This is a genomic window from Sinomonas sp. ASV486, assembly GCF_030908215.1.
Lineage (GTDB): Bacteria > Actinomycetota > Actinomycetes > Actinomycetales > Micrococcaceae > Sinomonas > Sinomonas puerhi.
On record NZ_JAVFJK010000003.1, the window covers coordinates 61,883 to 80,683 of the forward strand.

Annotated in this window: 17 protein-coding genes; 9 read left to right on the forward strand and 8 right to left on the reverse strand. The window is 69.0% G+C overall.

What is annotated here, in order from left to right:
- Window positions 1-114: 114 nt before the first annotated feature.
- Genes RBS60_RS05080 through RBS60_RS05100 form a run of 5 tightly spaced genes read right to left on the reverse strand, consistent with a single transcriptional unit; the run spans window position 115 to window position 4,838 of the window.
- Window positions 115-444, reverse strand: a complete 330-nt coding sequence (locus RBS60_RS05080) for a metal-sulfur cluster assembly factor (protein ID WP_307956455.1) — start codon at window positions 442-444, stop codon at window positions 115-117.
- A gap of 37 nt (window positions 445-481) precedes the next feature.
- A complete protein-coding gene (gene sufC, locus RBS60_RS05085; RefSeq protein WP_307956456.1) occupies window positions 482-1,258 on the reverse strand; it encodes a Fe-S cluster assembly ATPase SufC in 777 nt (258 codons plus the stop codon).
- A 53-nt stretch (window positions 1,259-1,311) separates the two neighbouring features.
- Complete coding sequence (gene sufD / locus RBS60_RS05090; protein ID WP_374049223.1) at window positions 1,312-2,604, reverse strand: Fe-S cluster assembly protein SufD; 1,293 nt, start codon at window positions 2,602-2,604, stop codon at window positions 1,312-1,314.
- A 1-nt stretch (window position 2,605) separates the two neighbouring features.
- Entirely contained in the window at window positions 2,606-4,093 is a 1,488-nt protein-coding gene (gene sufB / locus RBS60_RS05095; RefSeq protein WP_307956457.1) for a Fe-S cluster assembly protein SufB, read from the reverse strand.
- Window positions 4,074-4,838, reverse strand: a complete 765-nt coding sequence (locus RBS60_RS05100) for a helix-turn-helix domain-containing protein (RefSeq protein ID WP_307956458.1) — start codon at window positions 4,836-4,838, stop codon at window positions 4,074-4,076. The genes sufB and RBS60_RS05100 overlap by 20 nt, the downstream gene beginning before the upstream one ends.
- Before the next feature lie 144 nt (window positions 4,839-4,982).
- Here RBS60_RS05100 and RBS60_RS05105 point away from each other — a divergent pair, with 144 nt between their 5' ends.
- The 3 genes from RBS60_RS05105 to RBS60_RS05115 are packed head-to-tail and all read left to right on the forward strand — an operon-like array spanning window position 4,983 to window position 7,676.
- On the forward strand, window positions 4,983-6,005 hold the full coding sequence (locus RBS60_RS05105) for an ABC transporter ATP-binding protein (RefSeq protein WP_307956459.1): 1,023 nt from the start codon (window positions 4,983-4,985) through the stop codon (window positions 6,003-6,005).
- A complete protein-coding gene (locus RBS60_RS05110; RefSeq protein ID WP_307956460.1) occupies window positions 6,002-6,742 on the forward strand; it encodes an ABC transporter permease in 741 nt (246 codons plus the stop codon). Before RBS60_RS05105 ends, RBS60_RS05110 begins: the two co-directional genes overlap by 4 nt.
- Before the next feature lie 4 nt (window positions 6,743-6,746).
- Complete coding sequence (locus tag RBS60_RS05115; RefSeq protein ID WP_307956461.1) at window positions 6,747-7,676, forward strand: COX15/CtaA family protein; 930 nt, start codon at window positions 6,747-6,749, stop codon at window positions 7,674-7,676.
- A 216-nt stretch (window positions 7,677-7,892) separates the two neighbouring features.
- Here the strand turns inward: RBS60_RS05115 and RBS60_RS05120 are convergent, their stop codons facing one another.
- Complete coding sequence (locus RBS60_RS05120) at window positions 7,893-8,840, reverse strand: heme o synthase (RefSeq protein WP_307956462.1); 948 nt, start codon at window positions 8,838-8,840, stop codon at window positions 7,893-7,895.
- A 361-nt stretch (window positions 8,841-9,201) separates the two neighbouring features.
- On the opposite strand from RBS60_RS05120, the gene tkt reads away from it, so the two are divergent.
- The 6 genes from tkt (at window position 9,202) to pgl (ending at window position 17,446) form a co-directional block, all read left to right on the forward strand.
- Entirely contained in the window at window positions 9,202-11,304 is a 2,103-nt protein-coding gene (gene tkt, locus RBS60_RS05125) for a transketolase (protein ID WP_307956463.1), read from the forward strand.
- Window positions 11,305-11,323: 19 nt separating this feature from the next.
- Window positions 11,324-12,445 (forward strand): transaldolase, encoded by a 1,122-nt coding sequence (tal, locus tag RBS60_RS05130; RefSeq protein WP_307956464.1) that lies wholly within the window; start codon window positions 11,324-11,326, stop codon window positions 12,443-12,445.
- Window positions 12,442-14,061, forward strand: a complete 1,620-nt coding sequence (locus RBS60_RS05135) for a glucose-6-phosphate isomerase (RefSeq protein WP_307956465.1) — start codon at window positions 12,442-12,444, stop codon at window positions 14,059-14,061. The genes tal and RBS60_RS05135 overlap by 4 nt, the downstream gene beginning before the upstream one ends.
- 88 nt (window positions 14,062-14,149) lie before the next feature.
- Window positions 14,150-15,700 carry a glucose-6-phosphate dehydrogenase gene (gene zwf / locus RBS60_RS05140; protein WP_307956466.1) on the forward strand — a complete coding sequence of 517 codons (1,551 nt, stop codon included), beginning with the start codon at window positions 14,150-14,152 and terminating at the stop codon, window positions 15,698-15,700.
- The gene (locus RBS60_RS05145) at window positions 15,697-16,638 is read left to right on the forward strand and encodes a glucose-6-phosphate dehydrogenase assembly protein OpcA (RefSeq protein WP_307956467.1); all 942 of its coding nucleotides are present in this window, start codon (window positions 15,697-15,699) and stop codon (window positions 16,636-16,638) included. The genes zwf and RBS60_RS05145 overlap by 4 nt, the downstream gene beginning before the upstream one ends.
- Window positions 16,628-17,446: a 6-phosphogluconolactonase gene (gene pgl / locus RBS60_RS05150; RefSeq protein WP_307956468.1), complete on the forward strand. Its 819-nt coding sequence runs from the start codon at window positions 16,628-16,630 to the stop codon at window positions 17,444-17,446. The genes RBS60_RS05145 and pgl overlap by 11 nt, the downstream gene beginning before the upstream one ends.
- A 68-nt stretch (window positions 17,447-17,514) precedes the next feature.
- On the opposite strand, the gene secG is transcribed toward pgl, so the two are convergent.
- A complete protein-coding gene (gene secG / locus RBS60_RS05155) occupies window positions 17,515-17,772 on the reverse strand; it encodes a preprotein translocase subunit SecG (protein WP_307956469.1) in 258 nt (85 codons plus the stop codon).
- Window positions 17,773-17,942: 170 nt separating this feature from the next.
- Window positions 17,943-18,755 carry a triose-phosphate isomerase gene (tpiA, locus tag RBS60_RS05160; RefSeq protein WP_307956470.1) on the reverse strand — a complete coding sequence of 271 codons (813 nt, stop codon included), beginning with the start codon at window positions 18,753-18,755 and terminating at the stop codon, window positions 17,943-17,945.
- Window positions 18,756-18,801 lie beyond the last annotated feature (46 nt).

The window sequence follows — 18,801 nt, forward strand, 5'->3', positions numbered from 1 at the left end:
GGGGGGGGGGGGCCGCTGCCCCCGGGGGGGGGGGGGGGGCCCCCCCCCCCCCCCCCCCCCCCCCCCCCCCTCGCCCGCTCTCGCGGCTGTCCAGGCCTCTGGATGTCTGGGCGTCTAGATGTTGAACCCGAGGGCACGCATCTGGTCGCGGCCGTCTTCGGTGATCCGCTCTGGACCCCATGGCGGCATCCAGACCCAGTTGAGCCGCCACTCGTCGACTGCCCCGTCGAGGACCTGTCCGACCTGCTCTTCGAGGATGTCCGTGAGCGGGCACGCGGCGGTTGTGAGCGTCATGCTGATGAGCAGCGCACCGTCCTCGCCGTATTCGAGCCCGTAGACGAGCCCCAGATCCACGACGTTGACGCCGAGCTCGGGGTCGATGACGTCCTTGAGACGCTCCTCGATGTCCGTGAGCGCGGTCGGTGCGGGCTGGATCTCTGTCATCGCTGCCTTCCCTGTTTCGACTGTGGTGTCCGTGGCGTCAGGCCTGCGCGGACGCCGTGCCCGCCGCGGCGAGGTAGCGGTCGTAGCCTTCGTCCTCGAGACGGTCTGCGAGCTCGGGGCCGCCCTGCTCGGCGATCTTGCCGTCCACGAACACGTGGACGAACTGCGGCTTGATGTACCGCAGGATCCGCGTGTAGTGGGTGATGAGAAGCGTGCCCATGTTGCCCTCGTCCTGGGCGCGGTTGACGCCTTCGGAGACGACCTTGAGGGCGTCGACGTCGAGGCCGGAGTCGGTCTCGTCGAGGATGGCGAACTTCGGCTTGAAGAGCTCGAGCTGGAGGATCTCGACGCGCTTCTTCTCGCCGCCCGAGAAGCCCTCGTTGACGTTGCGCTGGGCGAAGTCCGCGTCGATGCGCAGCTGCTCCATGGCGGCCTTGACGTCCTTGGTCCAGGTGCGCAGCGCCGGAGCCTTGCCGTCGATCGCCGTCTTCGCGGTGCGCAGGAAGTTCGTCATCGTGACGCCGGGGACCTCGACGGGGTACTGCATCGCGAGGAACAGGCCAGCGCGGGCGCGGGCGTCGACGCTCATCGCGAGGACGTCCTCACCGTCGAGCGTGATGGAGCCCGAGGTGACGGTGTAGCGCGGGTGGCCCGCGATGGTCGAGGCGAGCGTTGACTTGCCGGAGCCGTTGGGGCCCATGAGGGCGTGGGTCTCGCCGGTCTTGACGGTCAGGGTGACGCCCTTGAGGATCTCCTTGACGCCCTGCTCGGTCTCGATCGAGACGTGCAGGTCCTTGATCTCCAGAGTGGACATGTGTGTTCTCCTAGTGCCCGGTCGCTCCGGGCGAAGTCGCGAGGGGGTGAGGGTCAGTTTTCGCCAGCGTCGAGCTCGCGCTCGACGGCCTCGGTGAGGTGCTCTTCGATGCTGGCAACGCCGATCTTCTGGATGATCTCGTTCAGGAAGCCGCGCACCACAAGCCGGCGCGCCACGTCCTCGGGGATGCCGCGGGCCATGAGGTAGAAGAGGTGCTCGTCGTCGAAGCGGCCGGTCGCGCTCGCGTGGCCGGCGCCCTCGATGAGGCCCGTCTCGATCTCGAGGTTCGGAACCGAGTCGGCGCGGCCGCCGTCGGTGAGGATCAGGTTCTGGTTCTTCTCGTAGCTGTCGGTGCCCTCGGCCTGCTTCTGGATGAGGACGTCGCCGACCCACACGGTGCGCGCGTCCTTGCCCTGGAGCGCGCCCTTGTACAGCACGTTCGAGACGCAGTTGGGCTGGGCGTGGTCCACGTAGGTGCGCTGCTCGAGGTGCTGGCCTGCGTCCGCGAAGTACAGGCCGAAGAGCTCGGCCTGCCCGCCCGGCGCGGCGAAGCGGGCCGTCGGGGTCATCCGGACCAGCGAGCCGCCGAGGCTCACCACGATGTGCTTGATGTGCGCGTCGCGGCCGATCTTCACCTGCTGGCTCGAGGCATGCACCGACTCGTCGGTCCACTCCTGGAGAGTCACCACGGTGAGGTCGGCACCGTCCTCGAGGACGATCTCGACGTTCTCCGAGACGATGGCCGCACCGACATGCTGGAGCACGACGACGCCGCGCGCCCCCTTCTCGGCCACGATCACCACATGCTGGGCTGCTGCGGCGAGGCCCGCGCCCGTGAGCGTCACGAGGACCCGCTCATCGAGCGCGATGCCGGACGGGATCGTCACCACCGTGGCCTCGGCGAATTGCGCCCAGGCGTTCGCGGAGACACGGTCCTCGGGGATGCCGGCGGAGCCGATGCGGGCATCGTCGCGGCCCACGGTCTCGACGCGGACCTGCTCCGGCGCCTCGACAACGACAGCCGGCGCGGCGCCGTCGAGCGCGTCCTTGTGAAGCCCGCCCAGACGCTTGAGGGGCGTGAAGCGCCATTCCTCTTCCGTTCCCTTGACGGCCGGGAAGTCCTCGAGGCGGTACGAGGTCAGGCGGCCGGCGCGCGAGCTGTCCGGGATGCCGTAGCCGCCGCCGTGGGAATGCGCCTTGGCCGCGTCACCACCGAGCGGGGAGGCTGCGGTCTGCGCGGGGGCGAGCGTCTCGCCCTCCTCGGTGAGGCCGGGGATGGACGGCGCGCCGATGCGGGCCTTCTCGGCGATGTTCTCTTCAGTCGTCACTTCGGTCAGTTCTGTCATCTCAGCCGACGGACCCTTCCATCTGCAGTTCGATCAATCGGTTCAGCTCGAGGGCGTACTCCATGGGGAGCTCGCGCGCGATCGGCTCGATGAAGCCGCGCACGATCATCGCCATGGCCTCGTCCTCGGGCATACCGCGGGACATGAGGTAGAAGAGCTGCTCCTCCGACACGCGCGAGACGGTCGCCTCGTGGCCGAGGACCACGTCATCCTCGCGGATGTCGATGTACGGGTAGGTATCGGACCGCGAGATCGTGTCGACGAGCAGGGCGTCGCAGCGCACGGTGTTGGCCGAGTGCTTCGCCCCCTCGCGCACCTGCACGAGGCCGCGGTACGCAGCGCGTCCACCGCCGCGGGCCACGGACTTGGACACGATCGAGGACTTCGTGTTCGGCGCGATGTGGACCATCTTCGAGCCGGTGTCCTGGTGCTGGCCCGCGCCCGCGAACGCGATCGAAAGGGTCTCGCCCTTGGCGTGCTCGCCCACGAGGTACACGGCCGGGTACTTCATGGTCACCTTGGAGCCGATGTTTCCGTCGATCCACTCCATCGTGGCGCCCTCGTGGCAGACGGCGCGCTTGGTCACGAGGTTGTAGACGTTGGTCGACCAGTTCTGGATCGTCGTGTAGCGGACGCGGGCGCCCTTCTTCACGATGATCTCGACGACGGCAGAGTGCAGCGAGTCAGACGTGTAGATCGGGGCGGTGCAGCCCTCGATGTAGTGCACGTAGGAGTCCTCGTCCGCGATGATGAGGGTCCGCTCGAACTGGCCCATGTTCTCCGTGTTGATGCGGAAGTAGGCCTGCAGCGGGATCTCGACGTGGACGCCCTTCGGGACGTACACGAACGAGCCGCCGGACCACACAGCGGTGTTGAGCGAGGCGAACTTGTTGTCGCCGGCCGGGATGACCGTCCCGAAGTACTCGGTGAAGAACTCGGGGTGCTCCTTGAGCGCGGTGTCCGTGTCGAGGAAGATCACGCCCTGGGCCTCGAGGTCCTCGCGGATCTGGTGGTACACGACCTCGGACTCGTACTGCGCGGCCACGCCGGCCACGAGGCGCGAACGCTCGGCCTCGGGGATGCCGAGCCTCTCGTAGGTGTTGCGGATGTCCTCCGGGAGGTCTTCCCACGAGCCGGCCTGCTTCTCCGTGGAGCGCACAAAGTACTTGATGTTGTCGAAGTCGATGCCGGAGAGGTCTGCGCCCCACAGCGGCATGGGCTTGCGGTCGAAGTACTTCAGGCCCTTGAGGCGGAGATCGAGCATCCACTCGGGCTCGCTCTTCTTGCCGGAGATGTCCCGGACCACGTCCTCGTTGAGGCCGCGGCGCGCGTTGGCGCCGGCGTCGTCCTTGTCGGCCCACCCGTACTCGTAGGTGCCGATCCCGTGGAGCTCGGGATTCCTCTCCAGGATCTCGGCGATCACCGTGGACCCGGCCTGCGCCTGGCCCGCGGTGGTCGCGGCTCGGTTCTCAGCTAATTGATCCGTCATCGCGGCCTCTCTGCTGGTCGGTTGTACTCTCCGCGGCGTGGGCCGTCTTCTGGCCCCGCCCGGTGGGAATGTGGGTCGTGCACACGTGGCCGCCCTGCGCGAGCGTCGAGAGCCGCCGGACGTCCACGCCGAGGAGGCGCGAGAAGGCGGCCGTCTCGCTGTCGCAGAACACCGGGAACTCCGCCGCGAGCTGCTGCACGGGGCAGTGGCCCTGGCACAGCTGGACGCTCGCGAGGTGCGCCGGGAGCACCGGCTTGCCCTGGACGGACGCGGCCGAGGCCACGAAGCCGTCGGCCGTGAGCGCGTCGGCCAGCGCGCGCGAGCGGGCCGCGACGTCGTCGCCCGCCGCATCCACGAGGGGCCGGTAACGGCGCTCCATGGCCGAGAAGCGCTCGTGGGCGAAGTCCTCCACGGCTCCGGGGCCCCCCAGCTCCGAGAGCCGCTCAAGCGCCTTCCGGGCGATGTCGAGGTAGTCGTCACCGATGGTGGACTGGCCGCGCGACGTCAGCACGTACCTGCGAGCGGGCCTGCCGGCGCCGGTGCCAGACGTCGCTACGCGCTTGACTTCGACGACGCCCGCGTCGGTCAGGGCATCGAGGTGGCGGCGCACGGCTGCCGGCGTGACGTTGAGCATGTCGCCGAGCTCGGCAGCGCTCACGGGCCCGTGCTCGAGGACCGCGCTGAGGACGCGGTCGCGCGTGCGGTCCTCAGAGTCAGGCCTCGTGTCGGCCTTCGGCGTCTTCACGGAATACACAAGACAATCATTGCCTAATACTCCGGCAGTCTCCAGTAAGGAGACACTTATCACGCCGATGGCGAACCGCACAGGGACCTCCGGCCCAAGCCGAGCCGCGCGAACAGAGACTACTACCTTGCGTAGAATGGACAGGTGCTACAGACCGGTACCCCCTGCCTCGAAATCGAAGGCCTGGTGAAGGACGTCGGACCCATCCCCTCCCTCGACGGCCGCATGAAGCGGGTCTTGGCCGGCATTGACCTCACGGCCCGCGCGGGCGAGATCACGGTGCTCCTGGGAGTCAACGGTGCTGGCAAGACCACCACGCTCGAGTGCGCGCAGGGCCTGCAGAAGCGCACGGACGGCGTGGTGCGGCTCCTCGGGCAGGACCCCGAGAAGGCCGACGCCGAGCTGCGCGCCCGCGTCGGGATCATGCTCCAGGAGGGCGGTTTGCCGCCGTCGGCGCGCCCACTCGCCTTGTTGAGGCACGTTTCGGGCATGTACGCCGACCCGCAGCCCGTCGACGAGCTCGCTGAGCGTCTCGGCATCCACGAATTCGCCTCCACGACTATCCGGCGGCTCTCGGGGGGCCAGAAGCAGCGCGTCGCGCTCGCGGCGACCCTCATCGGGCGTCCCGAGGTGGTGTTCCTCGACGAGCCGAGTGCAGGGCTCGATCCGCAGTCACGGGAGCTCGTCGTCGAACTCATCGACGAGCTGCGCCGCGAGGGGCTCGGCATCATCCTCACCACTCACCTGCTGGACGACGCCGAGCGGCTCGCCGACGTGGTCCACATCCTCGACCGCGGCCGCGTCATCACGAGCGGGTCCGTCGCCGAGATCCTCGAGGGCCGCGAGGGGGCCGGCACGCGGCTCACGCTGCGGACCGAGCCCGGGCTGCCGCTCGCGGACGCCTTCGCCGGCCGCGCGGAGCGCGAGGCGATCACTGTCACCGAGCCGTCCACGGGCCACTACGTGATCGAGGGCGAGCTCACCTCGGCGGATCTGGCCGGGATCGCGCAGTGGCTGCACGCCCATGGCATCATGCCGCAGCACCTCGAGCTCGGCCGCGCGAACCTCCAGGACGTCTTCCTCGCGATCGCTGCGGAATCCGCGGAAGAGTCCGCGGACAGCGACCTCGAGCGCGGACGCCGCGGCAGCAGGAGGAGCGCCGCATGAGCGCGGCAAGCCTGACCCGCCGAGTCTGGCAGCAGGGCCGGTACGAGACGGTGACCATGCTGCGCAACGGCGAGCAGCTCACCCTCATGATCGTCCTCCCGCTCATGGCCCTCATCGGCCTCACGCTCACGCCCGTCCTCGATGGTCTGGGCCCCAGCCGGATCGCCGTCGCCGCTCCCGGGGTGCTTGCGCTGTGCACCATGAGCGTGGGATTCACCGGTCAGGGCATCGCGACAGGATTCGACCGCCGTTACGGGGTGCTCCGCTTCCTCTCGACCACGCCGCTGGGACGTGGCGGGCTCATCGCTGGAAAAGTGCTCGCCGTGCTCGTGGTGCTCGCGGTCCAAGTGGTCGTCATCGGCGGCGTGGCGCTGATCCTCGGATGGCGGCCCAGCGCCGTCGGGGTCCTCCTCGGACTGCCCCTTCTCGCCCTCGGCGCCGCGGCGTTCACCGCACTCGGCCTCCTCATCGCCGGGACCGCCCGGCCGGAGGCGACGCTCGCCGTGACCAACCTCGTGTGGATCCTGCTCGGCGTCATGGGCGGCATTGTGCTACCCTCCGAGCGCGCGCCCGCCGCCATCGCCCCGATCGTGGGGTATCTCCCGTCGGGGGCCCTGGGCGACGCCGTCCGCTCGGCCTTCATCGAAGGCTCACTCAACGTCCCCTCCGCCGTCGTGCTGGTCCTGTGGACCGTGCTCGCCGGCGCCGCCGCCACCCGCTGGTTCCGATGGAGCTGATCCCATGACCGACACCGTCCTCACGCGTTTCACCGCCCGACTGCCCAGGGAGGTGGATGGGCGCATCCGGGCCATGGCGCTCGCCTCGCTCATCGGCCAGATCGTGCTGATCGTCACGGGCGGCGCCGTCCGCCTCACGTCCTCGGGTCTCGGCTGTCCCACGTGGCCGCGGTGCACCGCGGGGTCCCTTGCCACGACGCCGGAGATGGGCGTCCACGGCATCATCGAGTTCGGCAACCGCCTCCTGACCTTCGCTCTGGCGGCCGTGGCGTTGGCGATGGTGGTCATGCTGTGGAACCTCCGAAAGGAGCGCAAGGACCTGTTCTGGCTCGCCGTCGGGCTGCTCGCAAGCGTTCCGGCCCAGGCCGTCATCGGCGGCATCACCGTGCTCACGCAGCTCAACCCGTGGGTTGTGGGCCTCCACTTCCTCGTGTCGATGGCCCTCGTGATCCTTTCGATGCTCCTGGTTAACCGGGCGTACGGGCGAGCCGGCCGCGTCATGGACCGCAGCTACCCTGCACTGCCCGGATCCATCGCTCCGACCATGGTGGCCACGGCCGCCGCTGCGGCCGCCGCCGTGGTGCTCGGTGTGGCGGTGACGGGTGCCGGCCCACACGCTGGCGACGCGAATGCGCCGCGCAACGGGCTCGACTGGGATCTGTTCTCCCACATCCATGCGGTGCCCGCGTACCTCGTCGTGTTCGGCGCGCTGTTCGGCGTCGTCATCGCCCTCACGCGCCGCATCCGCGGGGCGTACCGCAATGGGGTCCTTGCCCTGCTGGGCCTTACCATCCTTCAGGCGGCGATCGGCATCACCCAGTACTACACCGGGATCCCCGCACTGCTCGTCGCCGCCCACATGCTCGTCTCGGCCCTGCTCATGGCGGCTGCAACCAACACGGCCGACGTCGCGCGGTACAGCCCCAAGGGGTAAGTCACCACCGGGGCGCGCACCATCTCGCAGCCCCGCGGGCTGATGTGCAGCTCTCAGGTCAGGAGGGGCGCCGGGGGACGCCCCCGGCCCCCCGGTGTTACTAAGCGGGGTGCACGCGCCTCGGCGCCCCCCGGGGGGGTTTGGTGCTGCCCCCGGGGCGGGCGGGCGGGGGCGCCCCGCGGCGCCCCTCCTGTTGTAACTCTGCGGGTACCAGGCTCAGCCGATGAGCGGAGCCCCGACGAAGGGGTCCACGGCCAGTGCAAGGAACAGCACGGTGAGGTAGCTGATGGAACCGTGGAAAACCTTCATCGCCTTCTTGTCCTGGATTTCCTCCCGCTGGGCCCGCACGTAGAGCGCGTGTGATTCGTAGAGGAACCATCCGCCGACCGCGACCGCGGCCACCGTGTACACCCAGCCTGCGTGGCCGAGGGGAATCATGAGCAGCGAGGCGATGACCATGGCCCACGCGTAGAGCACTACCTGCACCGCCACGATCTTGGCACCGGCCACCGCGCCGAGCATCGGCACGTGCGCATTCCGGTAGTCCTCGCCGTAGCGCATCGACAGCGGCCAGTAGTGCGGTGGGGTCCACAGGAAGACGACGAGGAAGAGGATGACGGCGGGCCACTCGATCGTGTTCGTGACAGCCGACCAGGCGATGAGCACAGGGAAGCAGCCCGCGGCGCCGCCCCACACGATGTTCTGTGCCGTGCGGCGCTTGAGGATGAGCGTGTAGATGACGACGTAGAAGAAGATGGCCGCCGCGCCGAGGACAGCCGAGAGCGGGTTCGCGCCGAACCAGAGGATCGCGAGCGCTGCGATGCCGAGGACCCACGAGAACACGAGCGCCTCCCGCGGTGTGACCTCCCCCGTCACAAGGGGACGCTTCTCCGTGCGGCGCATGAGCCGGTCAATGTCCCGGTCGATGTAGCAGTTGAACGATCCCGCGCTCCCCGCGGCGAAGGCCCCCCCAATCAGCGTCGCGATCATGAGACCGAGGGACGGGAAGCCGCGCTGCGCGTAGATCATCGTGGGGAGCGTGCTCACGAGCAGGAGCTCGATGATGCGGGGCTTCGTGAGGGCGACGTACGCCTTGATCTTGCGGCGCAGGCCGAGCTTCGCGGGCCTGGACGGGACGGTGGCGGGTGCGTCTGCTGTACTCACGGATGCGCGACTCTTCTACTCGGTGTCATCGGTTCTCCAAAGGGGTGCACGGGAACCGCCTCCATGATACCCGCGAGCTGTCAGCGGACCCTGCCGGGGCCCGCCGAAGGGCCGATCCCATCAGCCCTCTGCCAGTGCCGCAGATATTCACACTGCGGAAAGTTTCGGCAAACCCCTCTCGCCGGTCCTGTCCGCGTGGCTAGTATGTGAGCTGGATGCCCAGCCGCGTAAGGCGTGGGCAGACTCAGACAAATCGTTTCGATGGTGAACGGCTGGCAGGTTGCAGTGCAGGGCCCACCTTCGTGCCCCGATGCAGGCTGCCAGCCGTCAGCAATGAGAGGGGCCGGTGTACGTGCCTGCTGTGGATGTACAAGAACTGACCTGGACTGACCTGGACCGCAAGGCTGTGGACACGGTGCGTGTGCTGGCGGCGGATGCGGTGCAGAAGGTAGGGAATGGGCACCCGGGCACGGCAATGAGCCTGGCACCCGCGGCGTACCTGCTGTTCCAGAAGCTCATGCGGCACGATCCTGCGGATCCGGCGTGGATTGGGCGGGACCGGTTCATCCTCTCCCCCGGGCACTCGTCCCTGACGCTGTACATCCAGCTGTACCTGGCCGGGTACGGGCTTGAGCTGGGCGATCTGGAATCGCTGCGCACGTGGGGCTCGCTGACGCCGGGCCACCCGGAGTACAAGCACACCAAGGGCGTGGAGATCACCACGGGCCCGCTCGGGCAGGGCCTGGCCTCCTCGGTCGGATTCGCCTACTCGGGCCGGCGCGAGCGGGGCCTGTACGACCCCGAGGCCGCGCAGGGCGAGTCCCCGTTCGACCACACGGTGTGGGTCATCGCCTCCGACGGGGACCTCCAGGAGGGCGTGACGTCCGAGGCGTCCTCGCTGGCCGGCCATCAGGAGCTGGGCAACCTCGTGGTCATCTACGACGAGAACCACATCTCGATCGAGGACGACACCGACGTCGCCTTCACCGAGGACGTCCTGAAGCGGTACGAGGCCTACGGCTGGCACACCCAGCGGGTGGACTGGACCCGGACCGGCGAATACGTCGAGGACGTCCCCGAGCTCTACTCGGCCCTGCTGGCCGCCAAGGCCGAGACCGGCCGCCCCTCGATCATCTCCCTGCGCACCGTCATCGGCTGGCCGTCTCCGACCAAGCAGAACACCGGCAAGATCCACGGCTCAGCGCTGGGCTCGGACGAGGTCGCGGCGCTGAAGGAGGTCCTGGGGTTCGACCCGGCCAAGTCCTTCGACGTGGACCCGGAGGTCCTGGCACACACCCGCGGCGCTGTTGAGCGCGGCGAGGCGGCCAAGGACCGGTGGCAGGCCGGCTTCGATACCTGGAAGGCCGCGAACCCCGCCGCCGCGGCCCTGCACGAGCGCGTGGAGGCCCGGCGCCTGCCCGAGGGCTGGGCGGACTCCCTGCCCGTGTTCCCCGCCGGGAAGGACGTCTCTACCCGTGCGGCCTCGGGCAAGGTCCTGAACGCGATCGGCCCGGTCCTGCCGGAGCTGTGGGGCGGGTCCGCCGACCTTGCCGAGTCGAACAACACCACGATCGAGGGCTCCCCCTCCTTCATCCCGGCCTCGCGCCAGACCGAGGCATGGAAGGGCAACCCGTACGGCCGGGTGCTGCACTTCGGCATCCGTGAGCACGCGGCGGCCTCGATCGTCAACGGCATCACCCTGGGCGGGAAGACCCGCGCCTTCTCCGGAACGTTCCTCATCTTCTCCGACTACCAGCGCCCCGCGATCCGCCTCTCGGCGCTCATGGGCATCCCGTCCACCTACGTCTGGACGCATGACTCGATCGGCCTCGGCGAGGACGGCCCGACCCACCAGCCCGTCGAGCAGCTCGCCTCGCTGCGTGCGATCCCGGGCCTGGACGTGGTCCGCCCCGCCGATGCCAACGAGACCGCCCAGGCGTGGAAGGCCATCCTCGAGAACACGCAGAACCCGGCCGGCATCGTCCTGACCCGGCAGAACCTGCCGACCTGGGACCGCGGCGAGGGCGCCTTCGGCGACGCCGCCGGCACCGCCCGCGGCGCCTACGTCCTGGCCGAGGCCCAGCGCGAGGGCGTCGACGTGGCCCCGGACGTGATCCTCATCGGCACCGGCTCCGAGGTCCAGCTCGCCGTCGCCGCCCGCGAGGCCCTCGCGGCCGAGGGCATCGCCGCGCGCGTCGTGTCCATGCCCTGCGTCGAATGGTTCAAGGCCCAGGACACCGACTACCGCGAATCGGTCCTCCCCGCGGCCGTCAAGGCCCGCGTCTCGGTCGAGGCCGGCCTGGCACTGGGCTGGCGCGAGTTCGTCGGCGACGCCGGACGCAGCATCAGCCTCGAGCACTACGGCGCCTCCGCCGACTACAAGACCCTCTTCCGCGAGTTCGGGATCACCCCCGAGGCCGTCACGGCCGCCGCCAAGGACTCCATCGCCGCCGCCGCGGCCTGACCACCAAGGAGCATTGACCATGACTACCCCCACACAGGCCCTGTCCGATGCAGGCGTCTCGATCTGGCTCGACGACCTCTCCCGCGCCCGCCTCGCCGACGGCTCCCTCGCCAAGCTCATCGAGGAGAAGAACGTCGTGGGCGTGACCACGAACCCCACGATCTTCCACGCCGCGATCACCAAGGGCCACGGCTACGACGAGAAGCTGCGCGAGCTCGTGACCGCCGGCGCCGACGCCGAGCGCACCGTGTTCGAGCTCACCACCTCCGACGTCGCCGACGCGTGCCGGCTCTTCGCCCCCGTCGCCGAGGCCACCGGCGGCGTCGACGGGCGCGTGTCCATCGAGGTCGATCCGCGAAAGGCCTGGGACACCCAGGGAACGATCGCCGAGGCCCAGCGCCTCCATGAGAAGGTCAACGAGCCCAACGTGCACATCAAGATCCCCGCCACGCTCGAGGGCCTTGAGGCCATCGCCGCGACGCTCGGCGCCGGGATCAGCGTCAACGTGACCCTGATCTTCTCCCTCGAGCGCTACCGCGCCGTCATCAACGCGTTCATGACCGGCTTGGAGAAGGCCAAGGCCGCCGGGCACGACCTGACCGCCATCCACTCGGTCGCCTCCTTCTTCGTCTCCCGCGTGGACACCGAGGTCGACAAGCGCCTCGCGGCCATCGGCACCGACCAGGCGCGGGGCCTCAAGGGCAAGGCCGGCCTGGCCAACGCCCGCCTGGCCTACCAGATCTTCGAGGAGGAGTTCACCTCCGAGCGCTTCAAGCTGCTCGCCGCAGCCGGCGCGCACCCCCAGCGCCCGCTCTGGGCCTCCACCGGCGTGAAGGACCCGAACCTCCCCGACACCCTCTACGTCACCGGGCTTGTCGCGCCCCAGACCGTGAACACGATGCCGGAGAAGACCCTCGACGCCACGTTCGACCACGCCGAAGTCACCGGGGACACCGTCACCGGCACCTACGCCGAGGCCAACGCCCACCTCGACGCACTCGCAAGCCTCGGCGTCGACTACAACGACGTCGTCGCCGTCCTCGAGACCGAAGGCCTGGACAAGTTCGTCGCCTCCTGGAACGAACTCCTCGCCGACGTCGAGCAGACCCTCAGCGCAACCGCCCACGGAGCACGCGCATGAGCGCACTGACGTTCGACGCCTCGGGAGCCGCCCAGCAGGCCGTCGACGCGCACGTGGAGAAGCTTGTCGCCGACTCGGTTGCGAGCCGGATCTTCGCCAAGGACCACACACTGTGGGGGAAGGAGGCGGAGGAGGAATCGGCCAAGCGCCTTGGATGGGTCGAGGCCCCGGCCGTCTCCCGACCGCTCATCGCGGACATCGTCGCACTGCGTGACGAGTTCCGGGCCGAGGGCGTGGACCGCATCGTCCTGTGCGGAATGGGCGGCTCATCGCTCGCGCCCGAGGTCATCGCGGGGACCGCGGGCGTGCCGCTCGTGGTCCTCGACTCGACGGATCCCGAGCAGGTCGCTAATGCGCTTGCAGAGCGCATCGAGAACACAGCGATCGTCGTGTCTTCGAAGTCCGGCTCCACGGTCGAGACCGACTCCCAGCGCAGGGCCTTCGAGGCCGCCTTCACGGCGGCCGGCATCTATGCGAAGAACCGCATCGTCATCGTGACTGATCCCGGCTCCCCGCTCGAGGCCACGAGCCGCGCGGCCGGCTACCGTGCGGTGTTCAACGCCGATCCGGCCGTGGGCGGGCGCTACTCGGCCCTGACCGCGTTCGGCCTCGTTCCGTCCGGCCTGGCCGGCGTGGACCTCCAGGCCCTCCTCGACGAGGCCGAGGAGGCCGCCGAGCTCCTTCGCGATGACTCGGTGGAGAATATCGGACTCCAGCTGGGTGCTGCTCTGGGCGGGACCTCACCGCTGCGGGACAAGATCGTGATCGTCGAAGACGGCTCGGGCATCGCAGGATTCGCGGACTGGGCCGAGCAGCTCATCGCTGAATCGACAGGCAAGATCGGCCGCGGTCTGCTCCCGGTCGTGGCAGGTCTCGACGCTCCGGAGGTGTCCGGGGGCGCCGAGGACGTACTCGTCGTGCGGCTCGTCTCGACGGAAGGCGAGCCGACGCTCGAAACCAACGAGGCCGCCGTCGGCGGAGGTCTCGCCACCCAGATGGTCGTGTGGGAGTTCGCGACCGCCGTCGCGGGGCGCCTTCTCGGCATCAACCCGTTCGACCAGCCGGATGTCGAGGCCGCCAAGGTCGCCGCGCGCGGCCTGCTGGACGCCCAGCCGGAGCCGACCCCCGCGCTGTTCACCGACGGGGTGGTCGAGGTCCGGACGGGTGATGCGGGCGAGTGGCTCGGCGGTGCCTCGACGGTCTCGGAGGCCGTCAAGGCTCTGCTGTCCCAGCTCGGTCCGAAGGGCTACCTGAGCGTTCAGGCGTACCTCGACCGGCTCGCGTTCCCGCAGCTCGCCGAGGTGCGCGACCAGTTCGCCGCCGAAACCGGACGTCCGACGACGTTCGGCTGGGGTCCGCGGTTCCTGCACTCGACGGGGCAGTACCACAAGGGCGGCCCCGCCGTCGGGGTCTTCCTGCAGATCACCGCCGACTCAGATCAGGACGTCGAGATCCCTGAGCGCCCCTTCACCTTCGCCAAGCTCATCTCGGCCCAGGCTGCGGGCGACGCGCAGGTCCTTGCCGATCACGGCAGGCCTGTCCTCCGGCTCAACCTCACCGATCGCGCGGCCGGGGTCGCACAGCTGTCCGGTCTCGTATCGGAACTGGCCCGCTGAGTCCTCGAGCGGCCGGTCCGGGCCCTTGGGCCAGGCCGGCCGCTCGCGTTCGTTTGGCGGACCGCACCTGATGGACTAGAAAGGCACCATGCCAGAGAACGACAACGGCGCGAAGAGGCGGTCGAATCCGCTGCGCGACCCGCGCGACCGCCGCCTCAACCGTATTGCGGGACCATCGTCGCTCGTGCTCTTCGGGGTAACGGGCGACCTCGCGCGCAAGAAGCTCATGCCCGCGGTGTACGACCTCGCAAACCGGGGCCTACTGCCTCCCAGTTTCGCTCTCGTGGGCTTCGCGAGGCGCGAATGGGAGAACGAGGATTTCGCCGAGGAGGTCAAGGCCTCGGTCAAGCAGTACGCACGCACTCCCTTCGACGAGACGGTGTGGGCTCAGCTTAACGAGGGCGTGCGGTTCGTCCAGGGTTCCTTCGACGACGATGATGCCTTCGAGGTCCTCAAGACGACGCTCGAGGAACTCGACGAGAAGCGCGGAACGCGCGGCAACCATGCGTTCTACCTCTCCATCCCGCCCAAGGCCTTCGAGCAGGTCTGCCGCCAGCTCTCGGACCACGGGCTCGCGCAGCCCGAGCCCGGCAAGTGGCGCCGCGTGGTGATCGAGAAGCCGTTCGGGCACGATCTGGCCTCGGCCCGGGCCCTCAATGACATCGTCGAGTCCGTCTTCCCCGCCGACGCGGTCTTCCGGATCGACCATTATCTTGGCAAAGAGACGGTCCAGAACATCCTCGCGCTGCGGTTCGCGAACATGCTGTTCGAGCCGCTCTGGAATTCCAATTACGTGGACCACGTCCAGATCACGATGGCGGAAGACATCGGCACAGGCGGCCGGGCGGGCTATTACGACGGCGTGGGCGCGGCGCGCGACGTCATCCAGAACCATCTCCTCCAGCTCCTGGCCCTCACTGCCATGGAGGAGCCCATCTCCTTCAACGCGGATGATCTGAGGACGGAGAAGGAAAAGGTCCTCGCGGCCGTCAAGCTCCCCGAAGACCTCTCCACCCACTCGGCCCGTGGCCAGTTCCTGGGCGGCTGGCAGGGCGGCGAGCTCGTCAAGGGCTACCTCGAGGAGGACGGCATCCCGGCCGACTCGATCACCGAGACCTACGCCGCCGTCCGGCTCGATATCAATACCCGCCGGTGGGCCGGAGTCCCGTTCTACCTCCGGGCCGGCAAGCGCCTCGGCCGCCGCGTCACCGAGATCGCGGTGGTCTTCAAGCGCGCCCCCAACCTCCTCTTCCAGGACCAGGCCGAGGACGAGTTCGGCCAGAACGCCGTCGTGATCCGGGTCCAGCCGGACGAGGGCGCGACGATCCGCTTCGGGTCCAAGGTCCCCGGGACCCAGATGGAAGTCCGCGATGTGAGCATGGACTTCGGGTACGGACACGCGTTCACCGAGTCCTCCCCCGAGGCCTACGAGCGACTCATCCTCGATGTCCTCCTGGGCGAACCTCCGCTGTTCCCGCGGCACGAGGAGGTCGAGCTCTCCTGGAAGATCCTCGACCCGTTCGAGGACTACTGGGCGAGCACCGGCGAGCAGCCCGAACCCTATGCTCCCGGCAGTTGGGGGCCCTCCTCCGCCGATCAGCTCCTCGCCCGCGACGGACGCTCCTGGAGGCGACCATGATCATCGACCTGCCCAACACCACCACCTCGAAGATCTCCAAGGAGATCACGAACATCCGGCACCGCGGCGGCGTCGTGGCCCTCGGCAGGGTGTTGACCCTCGTGGTCATCACGAAGCACGGATTCGAGGAGGAGGCCATCGAGGCGGCCAACGAGGCCAGCCGCGAGCATCCCTGCCGGATCATCGTGCTCGTCGACTCGGGCCGTGACTCCGCGGACCGGATCGACGGCCAGATCCGCGTGGGCGGCGATGCCGGCGCCTCAGAGGTCATCGTGCTGCGGGGCTACGGCCGCCTCGCCGAGGAAAGCGAGTCCCTCGTCGCAGCTCTGCTGCTGCCCGATGCCCCGATAGTGGCCTGGTGGCCGCACGGCGCACCGGACATCGCGAGCGCAACATCGATCGGCTGCATTGCCCATCGCCGCATCACCGACTCGGGCAACGAGCCGGACCCGGTCGCCGCGCTCTTCCACCTCAGGGACACCTACCGCCCGGGCGACACCGACCTCGCGTGGACCCGGCTGACGAACTGGCGCATCCAGCTCGCTGCGGCCCTCGATCAGGTCGACCCGGCTCCCGTCACCTCCGTGACCGTCGAAGGCGCGTCCGATTCCCCGAGCACCGTCCTCTTGGCTGCGTGGCTCGGGCTCACGCTCGATGCCCCGGTCACGACCGTCGAGGACCCCGCGGGAACGGGAATCCGCCGAGTGCGGCTCCAGCGGGCCAGCGGGGACATCCAGCTGCACCGCCCGGGCCTCACGGTCGCAGAGCTCTCGCAGCCGGGCCAACCTGCCCAGCGGATTGCGCTTCCGCGGCGCAGCCTGCAAGACTGCCTGTCCGAAGAACTGCGCAGGCTCGACCCCGATGAGGTCTTCGGAGAAGTCCTCGCCTCGGGGCTGCCGCGCACCAACCTGAGGAGTGTGCAGCCGAGTGAGCGCTGATCCCCGTGTGAGCATCCATCCCGATTCGTCCGTCCTCTTGGCTGCGATTGCGGCGCGGCTCATCACCAAGCTCGTGGACGCCCAGGACAGATACGGGGAGGCAACGATCGTCCTCACCGGCGGCTCGATGGGGATCGGCGCGCTCAAGGCCGTCGGCGAGTCGGCGGCGTGCCGAGCGGTGAACTGGTCCAAGGTCAACGTGTGGTGGGGTGACGAGCGCTTCGTCGAGGCAGACTCGACCGATCGCAACACGGTGCAGGCACGGGCAGCGCTCCTCGACCGTCTCCCGCTGGACCCCGAAAGGGTCCGCGAGCCGGGTGCGGCTGGGGAGTTCGCGACGTCGGACGACGCCGCGGCGGACTATGCGCGCCGCCTCGCCGAGGCGGCGGCAGCAGAGCATGACGCGGATGTCTCGGACTCGCGGCGCTCCGAGCCGAACAGAGTGCCCCGCTTCGATGTGCTCCTGCTGGGCGTGGGCCCTGATGCCCACGTGGCCTCGCTGTTCCCCGAGATGGCCGGGATCCGTGAGACCGAGCGGACGGTCGTGGGCGTCGAGAACGCGCCCAAGCCGCCGCCGTCGCGCATCTCCCTGACGCTTCCCGCCATCAAGTCGGCCGACGAGGTCTGGATGCTCGTGGCGGGCGAGGACAAGGCCGGCGCGGTCGGGCTTGCGCTGGCGGGTGCTGGCCCCGTGCAGGTGCCCGCCGCGGGCGCACGCGGCCGCTCACGCACCCTTTGGCTCATCGACGCGGCGGCGGCCTCGAGGGTGCCCGAAGAGCTCGTCCGCAAGGAGCCGGCCTCGGCCTGACGGCCTGCCTCCGACGCCGAAAGAGGCCGGGAACAGCATCTGCTGTCCCCGGCCTCTTTTCGCAACCGTCAGGAGTCGCCGACGCTCGAGAAGCGCATGATGAGTCCCAGGGCGATGATGACGACGCCCCACGTGAGCCCGAGCACAATCGTGAACCGGTTGAGGTTCCGCTCGGCCACGCCCGACGACGCGAGGCCCGAGGACATGCCGCCACCGAACATGTCGGAGAGGCCGCCGCCGCGCCCCTTGTGCATGAGGATGAGCATGGTCAGCAGCAGGCTCGTAATGCCCAGCACGATCTGCAGGATGATCTGGAGTACTTCCACAGGTTTGCCTCGTGGCCTTCCGTCAATAGTGCGGCGTGCAGTGATGCGACGCGCGGTCAGCGCGCCTTGCATTCACTGCTGCGCGGTAGGGTGCCCGCAGTGCCGATGACCCGCTGTGCCGATCACCCGCACTGCTGATAGACCGTTCGTCCGATCGAGTGAAGATCGGATCAGGCGGCAGCGTGGCTCTCGAACCTGACAATGCTAGCAAATTCGGCTGCGTCAAGGCTCGCGCCACCCACGAGCACGCCGTCAACGTCCTTCTCCCCGAGGATCGCCGCAGCACTCGCTGCCTTGACCGAGCCGCCGTAGAGGAGCCTCGCGCCGGCCGCGGACTCGTCTCCGAAGATCGTGCCAACCTCGGCGCGGATCGCCGCGCACATCTCCTGTGCGTCCCCGGGGCCGGCGACCTCGCCGGTACCGATCGCCCACACCGGCTCGTAGGCCACCACGAGCTGGGCTGCCTGCTCGGCGGTGAGGCCAGCGACATCCGCCCGCAGCTGCGCGAGGGTGTGCTCCACGTGGGTTCCGGCCTGGCGGATCTCGAGGCCCTCCCCCACGCACAGGATCGGAACGAGTCCGTGCGTGAATGCGGCCTTGACCTTGGCGTTGATGACGTCGTCGGACTCGCCGTGGATCGTGCGACGCTCCGAGTGCCCCACGAGGACGTACTTGCAGGCCAGCTTGGCGAGGAACGCTCCACTGATGTCACCCGTGTAGGCACCCGAGTCGAACTGGGAGAGGTCCTGGCCCCCGTACGCGATCGGCAGGTCATCTCCGGCGACGAGGGTCTGAACGCCCCGGAGGTCGGTGAACGGCGGGAAGACCGCCACCTCGACACGGCCGAAGTCGTGCTTCGCATCGTCGAGGGTCCAGGCAAGCTTCTGGAGCAGGGTGATGGCCTGGACGTGGTCCATGTTCATCTTCCAGTTGCCGGCGATCAGCGGCGTGCGGTCGAACGTGCCGTTCGTGGAGGTGGTCACGGGGGTGGCTCCTAGTGTGGGTTGAGTTCTTGGCATGCCGCGCCGC